Origin of the sequence: Ensifer sp. YR511, assembly GCF_900103045.1 — a bacterium.
Classification (GTDB): domain Bacteria; phylum Pseudomonadota; class Alphaproteobacteria; order Rhizobiales; family Rhizobiaceae; genus Ensifer; species Ensifer adhaerens.
In genome coordinates this window covers 21,301-39,429 of sequence record NZ_FNGR01000016.1, presented here as the reverse complement: position 1 = coordinate 39,429, position 18,129 = coordinate 21,301, and the positions used below count along the sequence as shown (strand labels likewise).

The window sequence follows — 18,129 nt, the reverse complement described above, 5'->3', positions numbered from 1 at the left end:
TCATGGCTCCTGTCACCCTCAGGAAACTGGTCAAGCGCTACGGCGCGCTCGAGGTCGTCCACGGCATCGACCTCGAAGTGAAGGACCGCGAGTTCATCGCGCTCGTCGGCCCGTCGGGCTGCGGCAAGTCGACAACGCTGCGCATGATCGCAGGCCTCGAAGAGGTTAGCGATGGCGCGATCGAAATCGGCGGAAAGAAGGTCAACGACCTGCCGCCTCGGGCGCGCAATATCTCCATGGTCTTCCAGTCCTATGCGCTCTATCCGCATATGACGGTCGCCGAAAACATGGGTTTTTCGCTAAAGATCGCCGGACGCTCGGCAGACGAGATCAAGACGCGGGTCGATGAAGCCGCTGCCATCCTCGATCTTAGCCATCTCCTGGAGCGCCGCCCGTCGCAGCTTTCCGGCGGCCAGCGCCAGCGCGTCGCCATGGGCCGCGCGATCGTGCGCCAGCCGGATGTCTTCCTGTTCGACGAACCTCTGTCGAACCTGGATGCGAAGCTGCGCACCCAGGTGCGAACCGAGATCAAGAAGCTGCATGCCCGCATGCAGGCGACGATGATCTACGTCACCCACGACCAGGTCGAGGCGATGACCTTGTCAGACCGCATCGTCATCATGCGTGACGGCTATATCGAACAAGTGGGCACGCCGGAAGAAGTGTTCCAGCGCCCGGCCACAAAGTTCGTGGCCGGCTTCATCGGCTCGCCGCCGATGAACATGGACGAGGCGATCGTCGACAACGGTACGCTCGTCTTTGTAAGCGGCATGCGGCTGCCTATCCCGCCGCGGTTTGTGAACGCGCTCCGTCCGGGACAGAAGGTCACCTTCGGTCTGAGGCCTGACGACATCTATCCGAGCGGCCATGGTCTGCATGCCGGCGACCCGGCCGCCGTGCACGAGGTCGAGCTACCGGTGTCGATCACCGAACCGCTGGGTAACGAAACGCTGGTCTTCATCCAGTTCAACGGTCGAGACTGGGTTTCGCGCATGCTCAATCCGCGCCCGCTTGGCCCGGGCGAGAAGGTGCGCATGAGCTTCGACCTCTCGCGCGCCCATCTCTTCGACATCGATACCGGCAAGGCTCTGGAAGGTTGACATGGCAAGAATCGAGAAAATTGAACTGCGCATGGTCGACCTGCCGCCGAAGGTGAAGCGGACCGATGCGATCCAGAGCTTCGTCAGCCAGGAAACCCCGATCGTCACCATCACCGACAGCGATGGTGCGACGGGCACCGGCTACAGCTACACGATCGGTACCGGCGGTTCGTCGGTGATGCGGCTTCTCTCCGACCACCTGGTGCCGATCCTGATCGGCGAGGATGCCGATTGCATCGAGGCGATCTGGCACAGACTAGAATTTGCGACCCACGCGACGACGATCGGCCCGATAACGGCGCTGGCGCTGGCGGCAGTTGACACAGCACTTTGGGACCTGCGCGCCAAAAAGCAGAAGCTGCCGCTCTGGAAGCTTGCCGGCGGCGCCAAGGAAAGCTGCCCCCTCTATACCACCGAGGGCGGCTGGCTGCACATCGAAAAGGAAGCGCTGATCGAGGACGCGCTTGCCGCCAAGGCCAAGGGCTTTTCAGGTTCGAAGGTGAAGATCGGCAAGCCGCACGGCTCGGAGGATTACGATCGCCTGTCGGCAATGCGCAAGGCGCTCGGCGACGGCTTCGAGATCATGACCGACTGCAACCAGGGTTTCACCGTCGACGAGGCGATCCGCCGCGCGTCCAGGCTGAAGGAGCTCGACCTTGCCTGGATCGAGGAGCCGCTGCCGGCCGACGATCTCGACGGTCATATCCGGTTGACGCGCTCGACGCCCACGCCGATTGCGGTTGGTGAATCCATGTACTCGATCCGTCATTTCCGCGAATACATGCAGAAGGGCGCCTGCTCGATCGTCCAGGTCGACGTTGCCCGTATCGGCGGCATCACGCCGTGGTTGAAAGTCGCGCATGCGGCGGAAGCCTTCGACATTCCGGTCTGCCCGCACTTCCTGATGGAGCTGCATGTCAGTCTCGTCTGCGCCGTGCCGAATGGCAAATATGTTGAGTACATTCCGCAGCTCGATGATCTCACGACCAAGGGCATGGAGATCCGGAACGGTCGCGCATTGGCGCCGTCCGAGCCAGGCATCGGGATTTCCTGGGATTGGGATGCCGTGCGCGCCCGCTCGATCGACGAGTTTACCCGCGAGTTTCGGGGCTAGGATAGGGAGGTCATCATGCAGCGAATGGGAATGGTGATCGGTCTGGAGGCGTCCAAGGTCGCCGAATACAAGGCGTTGCACGCCGCCGTCTGGCCGGAGATCCTCGCGCTGATTTCGCAGTGCAACGTCACCAACTACTCGATCTTCCTCAAGGAGCCGGAAAACCTGCTCTTCGGCTACTGGGAGTATGTCGGCTCTGATTTTGAGGCGGACATGGCCAAGATGGCCGCACATCCGAAGAACCAGGAATGGTGGTCGGTCTGTATGCCCTGCCAGAAGCCGCTTGAGACGCGCCAGGAAGGCGAGTGGTGGGCGATGATGGAAGAGGTCTTCCATCACGACGGCAAGGTCTCCCACAATGGCTGAAAATTTCGATCCGGGCGCGCTCAGGCAGTGGTGGCCGAAACCGGCAAAGCCCCGGCCGATCGTGATCTTCGGCGCCGGCAGCATCGTCGGCGACGCACATCTGCCGGCTTATCGCCAGGCCGGCTTCCCAGTCGCGGGCCTTTATGATCCAGACCGGGAGAAGGCCGCGAAGCTTGCCGGCGCCTGGCGCATTCCCGCCTTCGAACGGGAAGAGGATGCGCTTGCGGTCGCTGATGCAATCTTTGATCTGGCGACCCCGCCGGCGGCCCATGCCGCCATCCTGGCGAAGCTTCCGATCGGCGCCGCTGCCCTCATCCAGAAGCCGATGGGCTCGGACCTTGAAGCCGCGACCGCCATTCTCGAGCTCTGCCGGACGCGCAAACTGAAGGCGGCGGTCAATTTCCAGCTCCGCTTCGCGCCGATCATGCTGGCGCTGAAAGACGCGATCGCGAAGGGATACCTCGGCGAGGTCGTCGATTTCGACGCCTGGCTTGCACTTGCTACCCCCTGGGGCTTTTGGCCGTTCTTGAAAGGCTTGCCGCGCATCGAGATCGCCATGCACTCGATCCATTATCTGGATCTCGTGCGCGGCCTGCTCGGCAACCCCTTGGGCGTCCATGCGAAGACGATCGGCCATCCGAACCATGAGGTTGCCCAGACGCGGACGGCTGCGATCCTCGACTATGGTGATCGAGTGCGCTGCGTGCTCTCGATCAATCACGACCATGATTTCGGCCGTAAGTTCCAGGCCTGCGAGTTCCGCATCTCGGGCACGTCGGGTGCTGCTTATGTGAAACTCGGTGTCAACCTCGACTATCCCAAGGGCGAGCCCGACGAGCTCTGGATCCGGCCAACCGGGGCTGTCGAGTGGGTGTCGGTTCCGCTTGAAGGCGCCTGGTTCCCCGGCGCCTTCGCCAACCGAATGGCCAATCTGCAGCGTTTCGCCTCCGGCGAAGACCCGGAGCTGATCGGCTCGGTGGAAGACGCCTGGCAGACAATGGCCCTGGTCGAGGCCGCCTATCAATCGAGTGCGTCGCCGGCAACGGCGATCGCGCCACTTCCGGGACGCTGAGATGTCGGAACAGATCATCCATTTCGAAGACTACGAGCTCGGCCATGAGCGCCTGACGACGGGCCGGACGATTACCGAGACCGATTTCGTCGTCCATGCCGGCCACACCGGCGATTTCTTTCCGCACCACATGGATGCGGAGTTCGCCAAGACCCTGCCGGGCGGCCAGCGCATCGCCCACGGCACCATGATCTTCTCGATCGGCGTCGGCCTTACGGCATCGCTGATCAATCCGGTTGCCTTTTCCTACGGCTATGATCGTCTGCGCTTCGTGCGCCCGGTTCATATCGGCGATACGATCCGTACCCGCGTGACGATCGCCGCCAAAGAGGACGATCCGAAGCGGCCGAAGGCGGGACGCATCGTCGAACGGTTAGAAGTCATCAACCAGCGTGGCGAGGTCGTTCTCGCCGCCGACCATATCCTGGTCGTTGAACGCAAAGCATGAGGGATCGAGAATGACAGCGGATCTTAAAGGCAAGGTCGTCCTGATTACGGCTGCGGCTCAAGGCATCGGCCGCGCTTCGGCTTTGGCCTTTGTGAAGGCCGGCGCAAAGGTGCACGCGACCGATATCAATACCGATGCGCTTGCGGCACTTGCAAAGGAAGCCGACGTCGAAACGCACCGGCTCGACGTTCTCGACACGCAAGCGGTCGAAGCGCTCGTGGCAGAGATCGGCGCCGTCGACGTCCTCTTCAACTGCGCCGGTTTCGTGCATGCCGGTTCGATCCTGGAGATGAAGGATAGCGATCTGGAGTTCGCGCTCGACCTCAACGTCAAGGCGATGATCCGCACCATTCGTGCGGTCCTTCCGGGCATGCTTGTCCGCAAGGACGGCGCGATCATCAACATGGCTTCGGTCGCTTCCAGCATCAAGGGCGTACCCAACCGGTTTGCCTACGGCGTCACCAAGGCCGCCGTCATCGGTCTCACAAAGGCCGTCGCAGCCGATTACGTGTCTGAGGGCGTTCGCTGCAACGCCATTTGCCCGGGCACAGTCGAAAGCCCGTCGCTGCAGGACCGCATGCGCGCCCAGGGAGACTATGAAACTGCGCGTGCCACCTTTATCGCCCGCCAGCCAATGGGACGGCTCGGCACCCCGGAAGAGATCGCCGACCTTGCCGTCCATCTCGCGGGCGCCACCTATACGACCGGCCAGGCCTATGCCATCGATGGCGGCTGGACCATCTGACAACAGACAAGCAGGAAGCAGAGATATGAAACTTCTTCGTTACGGCCTCCCGGGCCAGGAAAAGCCGGGCATCCTCGATGCGAACGGCACCTTGCGTGATCTTTCCGGCCACGTCGCCGATTTCTCAGGTGCGGCGCTCGACCCGGACAAACTCGCCGAACTCGAGGCACTCGATCTCGCCGGCCTTCCGGCTGTCGACGGCAACCAGCGGCTCGGCCCTTGCGTGGCCGGTACCGGCAAGTTCATCTGCATCGGCCTCAACTACTCCGACCATGCCGCCGAGACGGGCGCCACGGTTCCCTCCGAACCGATCATCTTCATGAAGGCGACGTCGGCGATCGTTGGCCCGAATGACGACCTGATCATTCCGCGCGGCTCGGAGAAGACCGACTGGGAAGTGGAACTCGGCGTCGTCATCGGCCGCAAGGCCAAGTACGTCACCGAGGCGGAAGCACTCGACTATGTCGCCGGCTACTGCACCGTGCATGACGTCTCCGAACGCGCCTTCCAGATCGAGCGCCAGGGACAGTGGACCAAGGGCAAGTCCTGCGACACCTTTGGTCCGACAGGCCCGTGGCTGGTGACCAAGGACGAAGTGGCGGACCCGCAGAACCTGCCGATGTGGCTGAAGGTCAACGGCGAAACCATGCAGAACGGCTCGTCGAAGACCATGGTCTATGGCGTTGCCTACCTCGTCTCCTACCTGTCGCAGTTCATGTCGCTGCAGCCGGGCGACATCATCTCGACCGGCACGCCGCCCGGCGTCGGCATGGGCATGAAGCCGCCGCGTTACCTTAAGGCCGGCGACGTCGTCGAACTCGGCATCGAGGGCCTCGGCAGCCAGAAGCAGTCCGTGCGCGCGGACGATTGATCATAAGACTGGAGTGACCATGACCCGCATCACTGATCTGCGCGTCTTCGACCTGCGCTTTCCGACCTCGCAGAGCCTCGACGGTTCCGACGCGATGAACCCGGACCCGGACTATTCCGCGGCCTATGTCATCCTCGACACCGATCGGGAGGGACTTGCGGGCCATGGTCTCACCTTCACCATCGGCCGCGGCAACGACATTTGCTGCATGGCGATCAAGGCCATGCGGCATCTGATCGTCGGCCAGGAGACATCAGACATTCTCGCCCATCCCGGCCGGTTCTGGCGGCACCTGACCAGCGACAGCCAGCTGCGCTGGATCGGTCCGGAGAAAGGTGCGATGCATCTGGCGACCGGCGCCGTCGTCAACGCCGTCTGGGACCTGCTTGCCAAGGAGGCGGGCAAGCCCGTCTGGCGGCTGGTCGCCGACATGTCGCCGGAAGAGATCGCCGACATCGTCGACTACCGCTACATGACGGACGTGCTGACGCGTGACGAGGCGGTCGCAATCCTCAAGAAGGCCGAACCCGGCAAGGCTCAGCGCATCGCGACGCTCGAGAATGAAGGTTATGCCTGCTACACGACATCGGCCGGCTGGCTCGGTTATGACGACGATAAACTCCGGCGTCTCGCCCAGGAGGCGATCGACGAAGGTTTCAACCATATCAAGATGAAGGTCGGCCGCGACCTTGCCGACGACATCAGGCGACTGACAATCGCGCGCGAGGTGATCGGCCCGGACCGCTACTTGATGATCGACGCCAACCAGGTCTGGGAGGTTGGCGAGGCGATCGACTGGGTCAAGCAGCTTGCCTTTGCCAAGCCGTTCTTCATCGAAGAGCCGACGAGCCCCGACGATGTTGCCGGCCATCGCAAGATCCGCGAGGCGATCGGTCCGGTGAAGGTCGCGACCGGGGAGATGTGCCAGAACCGCATCATGTTCAAGCAGTTCATCGCCGAAGGCGCGATCGATATCGTCCAGATCGACAGTTGCCGCATGGGCGGCCTCAACGAGGTGCTGGCGGTGCTGCTCGTTGCCGCCAAATACGGACTGCCGGTCTGGCCGCATGCCGGCGGCGTCGGCCTTTGCGAATATGTCCAACACCTGTCGATGATCGATTATATTGCCGTATCCGGAACGAAGGATGGTCGCGTCATCGAATATGTCGACCATCTGCACGAACACTTCCTCGACCCCTGCGTGATCGCGAACGCCGCCTATATGCCGCCACAGCGGCCCGGGTTCTCGATCGAGATGAAGCCGCAGTCGATCGCCGACTACAGGTTCGGCGGTTAACGCAGTAGGTTTTATATAAGAATAACGTCTTCAAGATTCAAAAGCCGGAGCGATATAAAGCCGCTCCGGCTTTGTTGTTTCGTCCGATCCTCGGTCAATTTCGGCGCCCAGCCCTTGACGTCATGCGTTCATTTATGAATGATCTATTCATTCATTGTGAATTCCGGAGGGGAGTCCGGGAAGAGGAGGAAATTGATGAAGACCTTTGTTCTGGCTGCAGCCGTGGCTGCGCTGTCCTTTTGCGCCGTCGCCAACGCGCAGGAATACAGCCTGAGGTTCTCGACCTCGCAGGTGAATCCGAACGAGCCAATCGTCAAAGCCATGAAGACCTATGCCGAGCGTGTCGGCGAACGTTCGGGTGGCCGCATCGCCATCACGGTCATGACCGGCGACCAGCTCGGCGCGCAGAAGAAGGTCAACGAGATGGTCATGAGCGGCGCAAGTCTGCTCAGCGCCACCGACTATGGCCAGCTCGGCCAGTTCGTCCCGGATCTCTCCATTCTGGCCGGCCCCTATGTCTACCCCGATCTGGCGGCGACCGACCGTCTCTTCGCGTCGGACCTCTACAAGGAGCTCTCGGGCAAGCTTGAGGCGCAGGGCATCAAAATCATCATGCCGAACGGCCTCTTCGGTTATCGCCACATCATCGCCAACAAGCCGGTTCGCTCGCCGGCCGATCTCGCCGGCGTCACCATCCGCGTGCCTTCGTCGCCGATCATGATGGCGACCTTCGGCAATTATGGCGCACGGCCGACCGAACTGCCCTGGGGCGACGTCTACAACGCGCTTCAGACCGGCGTCGTCGATGCGGCCGAAGGCCCCTTCGGTTCGATCGCCGGCGCCAAGCTGAACGAAACCCGCAAGGTCATCTCCAAAACCGGCCACCAGATCATGTTCACCGCCTGGGTGGCATCAAGCCAATTCTTCAACGGCCTGCCGGAAGACCTGCAGAAAATCCTGCTCGAGGAAGGCCAGACGATCGCCAAGGAGCTGACCGAAATGACGCTCGAAACGGATGACGCCTACGCCAAGCAGCTTGCGGCTTCCGGCGTCGAGATCGTCACCGACATCGACATCCCGGCCTTTATCGAAGCCTCGCGCGCTGCCTACGAGAAAGTGCCAAACATCACGCCTGGCGTGTACGACCAGGTGCAAAGGGCGATGGCGCAGTAAGCAGGCAATTGCACGACGCGGCGATAGAGACGCCGCGTCGTGCTGGCGTCGGGCGTGTTCAGGATGCCGCGACAGAAAACCATCAGGTCGGCCCAAGCGCCGGCCCTGTTCCGCCTTTCAAAATGATTGGGGCCATCATGGAAACCTCACCTTCGCCGGAAGAGACCGCTCCTCTCTTCAGCCTGCGGCGCGCCGATGAAGCGGTCGGCGTTGCCGCCCTTCTCGTCATCGTCTTTTCGATCCTCTGGGGTGTCGTCAGCCGCTACATCTTCCCGCAGCCGGCTGCCTGGACCTACGAGCTGGCGATCATGGCTTTTGCCTACCTCGTGTTCTTCGGCGCCGTCGCCGGTGTTCGTCTCGGCACGCATGCGGCGATCGATGTCCTCGTCGCGGCGCTACCCAACGGCTGGCAGCAGGCGATCGCCTGGTTCAACTACCTGCTGCTGGCGCTATTCTTCATCGTCATGACCGTTCTCTTCGGCTGGCAGGCCTGGACTTCGCGGAACGTGCACACGATCGCGATGGATCTGTCTCGCAGCCTTTCCTACGGGCCGCTGGCGCTGGCTTCGGCCGGCATGTTCGTCCAGCACCTGATCGTCGAAAGGCCATGGACCGTTCGCCTGCACCGCAATGTGGAATCGCTGATATGACCCTTTTTCATCTTGCCGGCCCCTCGCTGCTGGTCGTCGTCCTCTTCCTCCTGTCGACGCCGATCACCTGGGCGATGGCGATCGGGGCGCTTGCCTTCTTCTTCATCAACATGGACATGATCCCGCTTGCCAACTTCGCACAGGAGATGGCCGAGGGCAGCCAGTCCGTGTCACTGCTGGCATTGCCGCTCTTCGTGCTTGCCGGCTGCATCATGAATGCATCGGGCATCACCCGGCGCCTGCTGACGCTCGCCGACGTGCTGGTCGGCCACATGACCGGCGCACTGGCGCAGATGTGTACGGTGCTCGGCACGCTTCTCGGCGGCCTGACAGCGTCTGCCAACGCCGACGCTGCGATGCTCGCAAAGACGCTCGGCGTCGAGATGTCGGAACGGGGCTATAGCCGTGCCTTCGCCGCGGTCATCACCTCGTCGGCGGCGATCATTACCAGCCTGATCCCGCCTTCGATCGGTCTCATCGTCTACGGCTTCCTCGCCGAAACCTCGATCGGCCGACTGTTTGCTGCAGGCGTCGTTCCCGGCCTCGTGCTTGCGGCAGGTCTGATGGTCACCACCTATTTCATCGCCCGCAAGCGTGGCTACAAGCCGCTCCGCAAGGAACGCGCCAGCAGGGCGGAGGCGAGCCGGGCGCTGATCGACGGCCTTTGGGCGCTGTCGATCCCGGTCGTCATCTTCGCCGGCACGCGCTACGGCATCTTCACCACCACCGAGGCCGGGGCGGTTGTCGTCGTCTACGTGCTCTTCGTCGCCATCTTCGGATACCGCGAGTTCACCTTCCGGCAAATCCCGGAGGTCCTGGCAGAAGCGGTGCGCGATTCCGCCGTGGTGATGATCATGATCTGCGCGGCCGCCTCCTTCGGCTTTTATCTCGCCTGGGAACAGGTGCCGCAGGCCATGTCCGGCTGGCTAGGTGGCGCGACAGACAACCCGCTCCTCATGCTGCTCCTGATCAACGTTCTCCTCATCGTCATCGGCACGGCGATCGAAGGCTCGGCGGCGCTCATCATCCTCACCCCGATGCTGATCCCGATCATCGACGGCGTCGGTATCGACCGGGTGCATTTCGGCGTCGTCTTCATCACCAACCTGACGATCGCCGGCATCACGCCGCCGGTCGGCGGCCTGATGTACATCTCGTCGATGGTGTTGAAGGTACCGATGATGGCCTATGCGCGGGAGGTCCTGCCTTATCTCGCAATGATGATGGTGCTGCTGGTGATGCTCAGCATGTTTCCGCAGCTCTCGCTGTGGTTGCCGAACCTCGTCTACGGAACCGCGGCGGTTCAGTAGCGGGATCCAGAGCGGCTCCGGCGGCCTTTGACTTGGGCGCCAGACTAAGCCCTGGCACGTCGCTCCGACCCACCGTTGCGACAGATCACGAAAATGAATCGATCACCCCGGATCGATTCAAAACTCTCGTTGGACCTATGCGCGCCGATCGCCGAATCTTCGCGCATGACGATCGTTCAACCCTACCAGATCTATGTCGAGCGAAGGGACGCGGCCAGAAACATGGCGCGCTACTACTCCATGCAGATCTCCATGTCCCTATTGGGCGAGGCGTGCCTGACGCGGCGCTGGGGACGGATCGGAAGTCACGGCCAGATGATGGTGCACCACTTCGCGCGGGAGGAGGAGGCGGTCAAACTCTTCCTCGACCTAACGCGTAGCAAGCGTCAGCGCGGCTATCGTCCGAGGATGTGATCCGGAAAGGTGCGCGACCTCACCGCGGCTTGAAGTCGACCAGAAGCGATTTGAGCTCGATTTCGCGGACGCGCCGCGCCGCTTCATCGGGGCTGACCCAGGCGACCAAACGCTCGCCTTTCTCCTTGTATTTCTCCGCCAGCTTGGTGACTTCGATCTGGAAGATGTCAACGATACAGGGCACCACGTCGCCGTCATCGAGCATCTTTAAGTAGGTGTAGCTGCCAATCGGCTTCTTGCGAACTTTCCCGCGAACACCGGCCTCCTGCAAGGCTTCGATCGCCGCGGCCTCGTGCGGTTCCTTCTGTTTCATCGGCCAGCCTTTTGGAATGAGCCAGCGGCCGCTGTCGCGCGACGTCACAAGAAGGATCTCGATCGCGCCGTCAGGCACGTAACGATAGCAAAGTGCTGCACATTGCTGGCGAAACGAACCCGAAAACAGTTTCTCGGGCGAGGCAGCCAGCTTCTGCAACAGCGTCTTCGGTTTTGGTGGTTTCGGCGCCTTTGACTTCCTGATCGCTCTCAAGCTCCTCGATACTTGGCGCCAATTTGCGGACATCTAGGACATCCGCCCCTCATGTCAAAGGAGAAAATGGAAAGAAACGTTCGGGCAAGAGGCTCACGCCTTGGCAGATATTGCGCTCAATTCCTCAAGGTCGAGATCGCGCTCCAGTTCGTGCAGCGTTTCATCGTCGATTTCGCCGGCGCGATGAAGCCGGATGAGTTCGCGCCGCCCGGTCGCGACCGCTTCGAGCACGACGTCGAAATGGGCGTGGAGGATCGGCGTGTAATGCTCCGTACGCGCGGCATAGTCGACGATCGAAACCGCTCGGCGCTGATAGCGGTCCAGCAATTGCGGATGGATGAGATTGCCCGCCGTGTCATAGGCGCGGCTTTGAATGGTGATGAGCTGCGCCTGGGCCATCGCCGCCTCGGCCTGGCTTAGGGTGAGGGGCGCCTTTTCAGACGAAGGCTCGACGAGCCTCGCCCAGGCGATCACCCGCCCGAGAGTCGTTCCCTGGATCAGCACCGTTCCAAGGATCACGGCAAAGGAGGTCACCAGGATGAAGTCCCGGCCGGGGAAGCCTTCGGGCACGCTCAGCGCAAGCGCGAGCGTTACCACGCCGCGAACGCCGGCCCAGGAAAGCACGGTCGCACCGCGCGCGCCGACCGGCGTGTAGCGCTTGAGCCCCAGCCTGTTGCCAAGCCAGATTGCGAAGTCGGAACCGAACACCCAGAAGAAGCGGGCGACAGTGAGCGCGAAGAGCACCATGAGGATCGGCCACCCCAAGGTCGCTGCAACGGTCTCGAACCCGCCGCCGCGCTCGACCACGCCGCGAAGCGACAGGCCGATCAGGATGAAAACCGCGGCCTCCATCAGGAAGACGATGACGGTCCAGAAGGCGGAGCCGCGCATACGGGTGGCGGCCGAGAGCACGGTGTGCTGGTGCCAACTGGCGACGAGGCCGGTGGTAACTGTCGCGATCACGCCGGAAACATGCAGGAACTCGCCGAGCAGGTAGGACGTCCAGGACAAAAGGGCCGTCGCGGCGATGATCAGGTACTCATCTCCGAGGCGGCGGGCAAGCAGCACCCACGCCGTACCGATGGCGAGGCCGACAAGGGCACCGCCGATCGCCAGCAGGAAGAAGTTGCCGACCGCCTCGCCGGCGCTAAATGCCCCGGTGACGCCGGCGGCGATCGCGAAGCGGAACAATACCAGGCCGCTTGCGTCGTTGAGCAGGCTTTCGCCTTCGAGCAGGATCTGCAGCCGTCGCGGCAACTGCACGCGCTGCAGCACGGCCCGTGCCGAGACGGCGTCGGGCGGCGAGACGATCGCCCCGAGTGCGGCGCATGCGGCCCAAGGCAGGGACGGGAAGATGAGGTGCGTCACGACGGCAACGACGGCCGCGGTAAAAAACACTGCGCCGATCGCAAGCGAGGCGATGCCGATCAGGTGACGGCGCAGGCGGCCGACCGCGATCGTCCAGGCGCCGTCGAGGAGCAGCGGCGGCAAGAAGATGACGAGCACCAGCTCCGGGTCGACCGCGATGGCCGGCAGCCCCGGCATGAAGGCGAGCATCGCGCCACCGCTAAGAAGCGCCACCGACGGCGGCAGGCCGAGCCGATGCGCGACGTAGTGCAGCGCGATGATCGCGACAAACATGCCGATCACCAGTTCGAACAGATGTATCGGCTCCACCGGTCTCCGCCTCCATCGCTCAATGACGCGGCCCATTACAGAACACGTTTTTTCGAAACGCAATTGCGCGTGCAGCAACAGTGGCGTGGAGCCTTGCCGAAAGTGAAGGATCGCAGAAAAGAAAAAAGGGCCAGCGGAAGACCGCGGCCCATAAAGGTGTGAAGGTCAAAAACCTCCAGAGGGGAACAGCTGCTGCGGCGGACTGGGAGGAGACCCGCCATGTGCATCAGCTGTGTGCTTTATGCCTGATTTTTGATCAGCTGGAAAACATTTATTGTGCAATGCAGCTATGCATAAACGCAAGACGTGCACCGCGGTCGTCGGCCGGAACTGCCAAACGGTGCCAAAATGAGCGTTCGTCGGGAGGAGGGGGACGTCGCCAAGGACAGTCGCCCCGGCAGACAATCGGGACCGGCACACGTGCCGGCCCCGATGAGATAGTTGCTACACTAACGGTCGTGAGCTTGACCGCACAGCCATTTTACGACCGCTTTTACGATCGAACAGCCGGCGACCCGACTTCCGGCCTTGTCCGCAGCCGGTCCACAGGTTGTTCACAGTGAAAGGAGGCGCTAACGCGTTGAAACGCAGTTCAGTTTTCCAAACTGTGAGCTACTGCCCCTGAAAAGAATGCACCGTATCAGGTCAGCGATACCTTGCGGGTTTCCGCATCAATCAACGCAGCGGCGATCGCCGCCACAAGCAGCAAGCCTGCAAAGGTGCCGATCGCCAGGCCGAAGCCCTTCGCCACCAGCAATCCGATGAGCGAAGGCGCAAGCAGGCCACCGAGCCGAGCCATGCCGCCGGCCGCCCCCATGCCGGTCGCGCGCGAGGCGGTCGGATAGAGTTCCGGCGTATAGGCATAGAGTGCGCCCCATGTGCCGAGCAGTGCAAAGCTCATGATCAGGAGCGCAGCGGCAACGACCAAGGCCGCATCCGCCACGACGAACAACAGGCAACTGAGGGCGGAGAGCAGGCAGAAACCGACCAGCGTCGGGCGCCGTCCCCACTTCTCGACGCCGTAGGCGGCAAGCGCATAGCCCGGGATCTGCGCCAGAGCGATGAGAACGAGGAACCCATAGCCACGCACGAAGCCGAAGCCTTCTCCCGCAAGCCGCGGCGGCATCCAGGTAAAGACGCCATAGTAGGAGACCGAGACGAGGAACCAGACCGAAAGGATCAGAAGGCTGCGGCGACGCAAGTCCTTCGAAAAGATACTGAGATCGGCGGTCGGTACGGGCAGGGCGATCGATACGGTCGGCTCGAGTTGCGGTCGAGCGTTGGCTGCCAGCATTCGATCGACGATCGCCTTGGCCGCCTCCGCCTTGCCCGCGCGCAACAGGTAAAGCGGCGATTCCGGCACGAGAAAGCGTAGTCCGACGCCAATGACTGCCGGAATGGCCGTGACGGCAAAGATGTAGCGCCATCCGTCCGTAAGGCCGGCAAGAGCGATGAGCCATGCCGCCAGTGCCACGATCAGCGTGCCCACGGCCCAGAAGCCTTCGAGCATGACCAGCCATCGCCCGCGGCTGCGCGCCGGCAGGAATTCCGACATCATCGCATAATCGACGGGAAGTGTGCCGCCGACCGCAGCGCCGGTGAGGAAGCGCAGGACAAGCAGGACCACGAAATTCGGAGCGAAGATCGACAGAATGCCGAAGACCGCGTCGCAGGCAACGGTTACGATCAGGACCCGGCGCCGGCCGATCCGATCGGCAAGCCTGCCGAAGCCGACGGCGCCGATCAGCATGCCCAGGAAAAACAGCGTGCCCGTCTGCAACGCTTGGGGAACCGTCAGCCCGAATGTTGCGGCAATGGAGGCGGCGGTGAACCCGACGGCGAGCACCTGCATGGCATCGGCCGTCCAAACCAGGCCGAATATGCCCATCAGGCGCCGCTGATAGGGGCCCGTGCCCGCCCGGTCGAGCGCTTCCTGTATCGTGATCGTCGTCATTCGACCCTGCCTTGAGATTCGACATGTGGACACTACGTCGACCGCGCCTGCTTGAATATTGCAGAAATGCCGCAGATGTCCGGCTGAGTGCGGCCGCGACGATCGACCAATCTTCCAGGCACCTTGCACGGACCGGCAATTTCGACTTGCGCGACATGCACACGCGTGCAAATATGCACGCGTGTGCAATGGAGTTTCGCCGATGAACGATCACAAGCCGCGCTATTCGAGCGACCTTTCGGGGCGGGCCCTGTTGTGTCGGGATGTCATTCGCTCTGCCGGCGCTCTGGTGCTCGACGGCTTCAAGGCAAGTGCCGAGCGTGGCTTTTCCCTAAAGGGCCCGCAGGATTTTCTGACGGAAACCGATGCGGCCTCCGAGGCCCATATTCGCGACGCAATTGCCACCCATTTTCCGGCCGATGCGTTCCTGGGCGAGGAGGGCGGCGGGACCGTTGCCGATCGCGTCTGGGTAGTCGATCCCGTCGACGGCACGGCAAACTTCGCGCGCGGAATCCCGCACTTCTGCATCTCCATAACTTATGTCGAACACGGACGCGCAGAGATCGGCGCAATCTACAATCCGGCCCACGACGAACTTTATTTCTGCCGCCGGGGAGAAGGTGCAACGCTCAACGGCAAGGTCATCACGGTCTCGTCGACGGCGACCTTCGATGCCGCGTCGGTCGAAATGGGCTGGTCGCGGCGGGTGCCGGACGAGACCTATCTGGAGACGATGCGGCAGATGCTGGAGAAGGGCGCCAATGTGCGGCGCGGCGCTTCGGGAGCACTTGCGCTCGCTTATGTCGCCGATGGGCGCTCGGACGCCTATGTCGAGCTGCACATGAACTCGTGGGATTGCCTTGCCGGACTGTTGCTCGTTGCCGAGGCGGGCGGCGCCGTGTGTCCCTTCATGGAAATAGGCAGCCTGCTCGACGGCGGGCCGGTGCTCGCATCGACGCCGGCGATTGCCGGCGGCGTAAGTGTGGCTTCAGGCATCCCGGTCCAAAAAAGGGAGCAAGCCGCCAAGCTCCAGCTGGCCTGAAACCGCGGTAGCCTGAACACGCATGCCACCCGTTCGCATAAACAAGGGGAAATCCAATGGACGCACCGGTCTATACCCGGCCCGCTATCAGTCTGATCGCCAGAGAACTCGGGCCCCACAGCGCCGATCTCTATATCGGCGGCAGTGACGGCGCGCGTGACCTGGACCTGCTCAAGCGTCACGGGATCTCCATTGTCGTCAATTGCGCGATCAACCTGGACATCAACCTCGTGCGCGAAGAAGAAGTCAGCATCAATGATGATCTTTGTGCAAGCGGCTATGCGGCCGTCCGCTATTGCAAGCTCGGCATGATCGACGGTGATGGCAGCCCCGACACGATGATGCTCGGTGCCTACTACATTCTCGACGGCGCGCTACGCCAGACGATGCCGAAGCGCGCAACCTACCCCTTCGCCGATGGCGGCAACATCCTCGTCAATTGCCGCGGCGGACGCAGCCGCTCGGTGTCGCTGGTGGCGCTGTTCCTGCACAAGCAGCAGCCGCATCTGTTTCCCACACTCGACGCGGCCGTCGCCCGCATCCGCGAACATCGCGAACTGCGGCCGGATGAATGGTTCGAGACGCCGAAGCCCATGCTCTATGAGGCAGCGCGCCGCGCTTCGGCCTGGATCGACCTCGTCGAGGCCTCCCGTCTGGAGGTGAAGGCCGATGTCTGATTTGCCTCGGATCGCCATCATCGCCGACGCCCATTTCCATGATCTTGAAGGCGATTTCGAGTTCCCGCGGATAGAGATCGACGGCGAAAAACTGGCCGTCAGAAGCTGGACCGACACGCGCGAATCTACCCGCGTCTTCAACGAAAGTGCCAAGGCGCTGGACGAGGCCTTGGCGGAGGTCGCGCGCCGCGGCATCCGTCACGTCGTCCTTTTGGGCGACTACACGGACGACGGGCAAAGACAGACAACGGCGCGCCTGCGCACCATTCTTGATGGGCACGAGAGCACTCATGGCACGCGCTTTTATGCGCTTCCGGGCAACCACGACATCTTCGGGCCCAAGGGGCGACACCACACCAAACAATTTCTTGATCGGAACGACGTGAGGGTCCTCGTCACGAGCGACGTAGGAAAGGCAGCCCCCGGCAGCCACGCAACGCCGCGCATGTATTGCGAGGGATATCCGACGGGCCTTGCCCCTGTGGCTACCCATGGGTACTTCCGACGGCCGGACTATCTTCATTGGGAAACCCCGTTCGGGGCGTCTGACCGCGTCGAGGATCGGCTCTACCCGGTCTCGTCTCCGGACGGCCGGAATGGCTACCGGCTGATGGATGCCTCCTATCTGGTCGAGCCCGAGCCGGGTCTCTGGCTGCTGATGATCGACGCCAACGTCTTCGAACCACGCGACGGCCTGTTTGAGGAGGGCGATGAAGCCGCTTTCGTCGACAGCACCGGCGCGGGCTGGAACGCGCTTATCAGGCTGAAACCGTTCATCGTCGACTGGATTGCCGACGTGTCCGCGCGCGCAACAAAACTCGGAAAAACGCTGCTCGCATTCTCGCATTATCCGGTGCTCGATCCCTTCGATGGCGCAACGGGAGCCGAAAGCGTTCTCTTCGGCGAGACCAATATTGCCCGCAGGACACCACAGCAGGCGGTCGCAGATGCACTGATGACCGCCGGCATGACGCTGCATTTTAGCGGGCACCTGCATGTCGAAGGCGTTACGCGCCGCGCGCGCGGCTGCCGCTCGCTGATCAATGTCGCCGTGCCGTCGCTCGTGGCCTTTCCGCCGGCCTTCAAGATCGTCGAACCGTCTCAATCGGCGTCGTCCATCGAAACCGTCGAACTGTCCGCGATGGCCGTCGATCCACGCGTGCTGCGCGCCTATCGTCGCGAAGCGGTGCGAGCCGGCGAATATCCGGACCCAGCCTTTGCCGCGGCGGATTACGGTTCCTTCCTGAAGGCACACAAGCGTGCCCTGGTCCAGCATCGCTATTTTCCGAAGGAATGGCCCGGAGATATCGTCAACGAAATATCCGGGCTTTCGATCGCTGCGGTCTGCAAGTTGATGCCCGACGCCGGCGCCATGACGAGCGCTTCCGGGCAAGGAGCGATCGCCATCTCTGAGGACGCCGCCAGCCTCGACATGATCGAGGTGATCGCCGATTGGTATTGCCTGCGCCAGGCCGGCGTCCTTGCTCTTGACAAGATACCTGAGCGGCGCCGCGCGCTTTATCGCCTGCTCGCCAAACACTTCGGCCGTCCGCCCGGGACCGGCTGGGACGGATCGACATCAGGCTTCCTGGCGATCTTCTTCGGGGCCTTCGACGCCTTCCTCGATCGTGCCGAAGCGGGAAGCCTGCACATCCGCATCGAGAGCACCTCCGACACGGAAGAGGCTGCCTGA

The 18,129-nt window shown here is 62.4% G+C and carries 18 protein-coding genes; 15 read left to right on the top strand and 3 right to left on the bottom strand.

The features are described 5' to 3' along the window. Positions 1–2 precede the first annotated feature (2 nt). The 12 genes from BLU15_RS23990 (at position 3) to BLU15_RS23935 (ending at position 10,560) form a co-directional block, all read left to right on the top strand. Positions 3–1,100 (top strand): ABC transporter ATP-binding protein, encoded by a 1,098-nt coding sequence (locus BLU15_RS23990; RefSeq protein ID WP_090298597.1) that lies wholly within the window; start codon positions 3–5, stop codon positions 1,098–1,100. A gap of 1 nt (position 1,101) precedes the next feature. Then, complete coding sequence (locus tag BLU15_RS23985; RefSeq protein WP_060530125.1) at positions 1,102–2,214, top strand: mandelate racemase/muconate lactonizing enzyme family protein; 1,113 nt, start codon at positions 1,102–1,104, stop codon at positions 2,212–2,214. Positions 2,215–2,229: 15 nt separating this feature from the next. Next, positions 2,230–2,580, top strand: coding sequence for an L-rhamnose mutarotase (locus BLU15_RS23980; protein ID WP_089045106.1), 351 nt, complete (start codon positions 2,230–2,232; stop codon positions 2,578–2,580). Continuing rightward, positions 2,573–3,652, top strand: coding sequence for a Gfo/Idh/MocA family protein (locus BLU15_RS23975; protein WP_090298594.1), 1,080 nt, complete (start codon positions 2,573–2,575; stop codon positions 3,650–3,652). The genes BLU15_RS23980 and BLU15_RS23975 overlap by 8 nt, the downstream gene beginning before the upstream one ends. A 1-nt stretch (position 3,653) precedes the next feature. Next, a complete protein-coding gene (locus tag BLU15_RS23970; RefSeq protein WP_034796420.1) occupies positions 3,654–4,100 on the top strand; it encodes a MaoC/PaaZ C-terminal domain-containing protein in 447 nt (148 codons plus the stop codon). A 10-nt stretch (positions 4,101–4,110) separates the two neighbouring features. Beyond that, positions 4,111–4,845 carry an SDR family oxidoreductase gene (locus BLU15_RS23965; RefSeq protein WP_090298592.1) on the top strand — a complete coding sequence of 245 codons (735 nt, stop codon included), beginning with the start codon at positions 4,111–4,113 and terminating at the stop codon, positions 4,843–4,845. 25 nt (positions 4,846–4,870) lie between these two features. Continuing rightward, on the top strand, positions 4,871–5,716 hold the full coding sequence (locus tag BLU15_RS23960) for a fumarylacetoacetate hydrolase family protein (protein WP_034796416.1): 846 nt from the start codon (positions 4,871–4,873) through the stop codon (positions 5,714–5,716). Positions 5,717–5,735: 19 nt separating this feature from the next. Next, positions 5,736–7,013 carry an L-fuconate dehydratase gene (locus tag BLU15_RS23955; protein ID WP_060530122.1) on the top strand — a complete coding sequence of 426 codons (1,278 nt, stop codon included), beginning with the start codon at positions 5,736–5,738 and terminating at the stop codon, positions 7,011–7,013. 195 nt (positions 7,014–7,208) lie between these two features. After that, positions 7,209–8,186: a C4-dicarboxylate TRAP transporter substrate-binding protein gene (locus BLU15_RS23950; protein WP_060517914.1), complete on the top strand. Its 978-nt coding sequence runs from the start codon at positions 7,209–7,211 to the stop codon at positions 8,184–8,186. 137 nt (positions 8,187–8,323) lie between these two features. Then, positions 8,324–8,836, top strand: coding sequence for a TRAP transporter small permease (locus BLU15_RS23945; protein ID WP_090298737.1), 513 nt, complete (start codon positions 8,324–8,326; stop codon positions 8,834–8,836). Then, a complete protein-coding gene (locus BLU15_RS23940; RefSeq protein WP_060517912.1) occupies positions 8,833–10,146 on the top strand; it encodes a TRAP transporter large permease in 1,314 nt (437 codons plus the stop codon). Before BLU15_RS23945 ends, BLU15_RS23940 begins: the two co-directional genes overlap by 4 nt. 165 nt (positions 10,147–10,311) lie before the next feature. After that, entirely contained in the window at positions 10,312–10,560 is a 249-nt protein-coding gene (locus BLU15_RS23935) for a WGR domain-containing protein (protein WP_060580826.1), read from the top strand. Between the two features lie 19 nt (positions 10,561–10,579). Here the strand turns inward: BLU15_RS23935 and BLU15_RS23930 are convergent, their stop codons facing one another. From BLU15_RS23930 to BLU15_RS23920, 3 genes are all read right to left on the bottom strand, one after another. Continuing rightward, a complete protein-coding gene (locus BLU15_RS23930) occupies positions 10,580–11,119 on the bottom strand; it encodes an NUDIX hydrolase (RefSeq protein WP_370689566.1) in 540 nt (179 codons plus the stop codon). A 60-nt stretch (positions 11,120–11,179) separates the two neighbouring features. Continuing rightward, the gene (locus tag BLU15_RS23925) at positions 11,180–12,763 is read right to left on the bottom strand and encodes a Na+/H+ antiporter (RefSeq protein WP_034796410.1); all 1,584 of its coding nucleotides are present in this window, start codon (positions 12,761–12,763) and stop codon (positions 11,180–11,182) included. Positions 12,764–13,403: 640 nt separating this feature from the next. Beyond that, positions 13,404–14,717 (bottom strand): MFS transporter, encoded by a 1,314-nt coding sequence (locus BLU15_RS23920; RefSeq protein ID WP_060603774.1) that lies wholly within the window; start codon positions 14,715–14,717, stop codon positions 13,404–13,406. A gap of 202 nt (positions 14,718–14,919) precedes the next feature. Here BLU15_RS23920 and BLU15_RS23915 point away from each other — a divergent pair, with 202 nt between their 5' ends. Genes BLU15_RS23915 through BLU15_RS23905 form a run of 3 tightly spaced genes read left to right on the top strand, consistent with a single transcriptional unit; the run spans position 14,920 to position 18,129 of the window. After that, entirely contained in the window at positions 14,920–15,759 is an 840-nt protein-coding gene (locus BLU15_RS23915) for an inositol monophosphatase family protein (RefSeq protein ID WP_090298586.1), read from the top strand. A 56-nt stretch (positions 15,760–15,815) separates the two neighbouring features. After that, positions 15,816–16,436, top strand: coding sequence for a dual specificity protein phosphatase family protein (locus BLU15_RS23910; RefSeq protein ID WP_090298581.1), 621 nt, complete (start codon positions 15,816–15,818; stop codon positions 16,434–16,436). Beyond that, a complete protein-coding gene (locus tag BLU15_RS23905) occupies positions 16,429–18,129 on the top strand; it encodes a metallophosphoesterase family protein (protein ID WP_090298579.1) in 1,701 nt (566 codons plus the stop codon). Before BLU15_RS23910 ends, BLU15_RS23905 begins: the two co-directional genes overlap by 8 nt.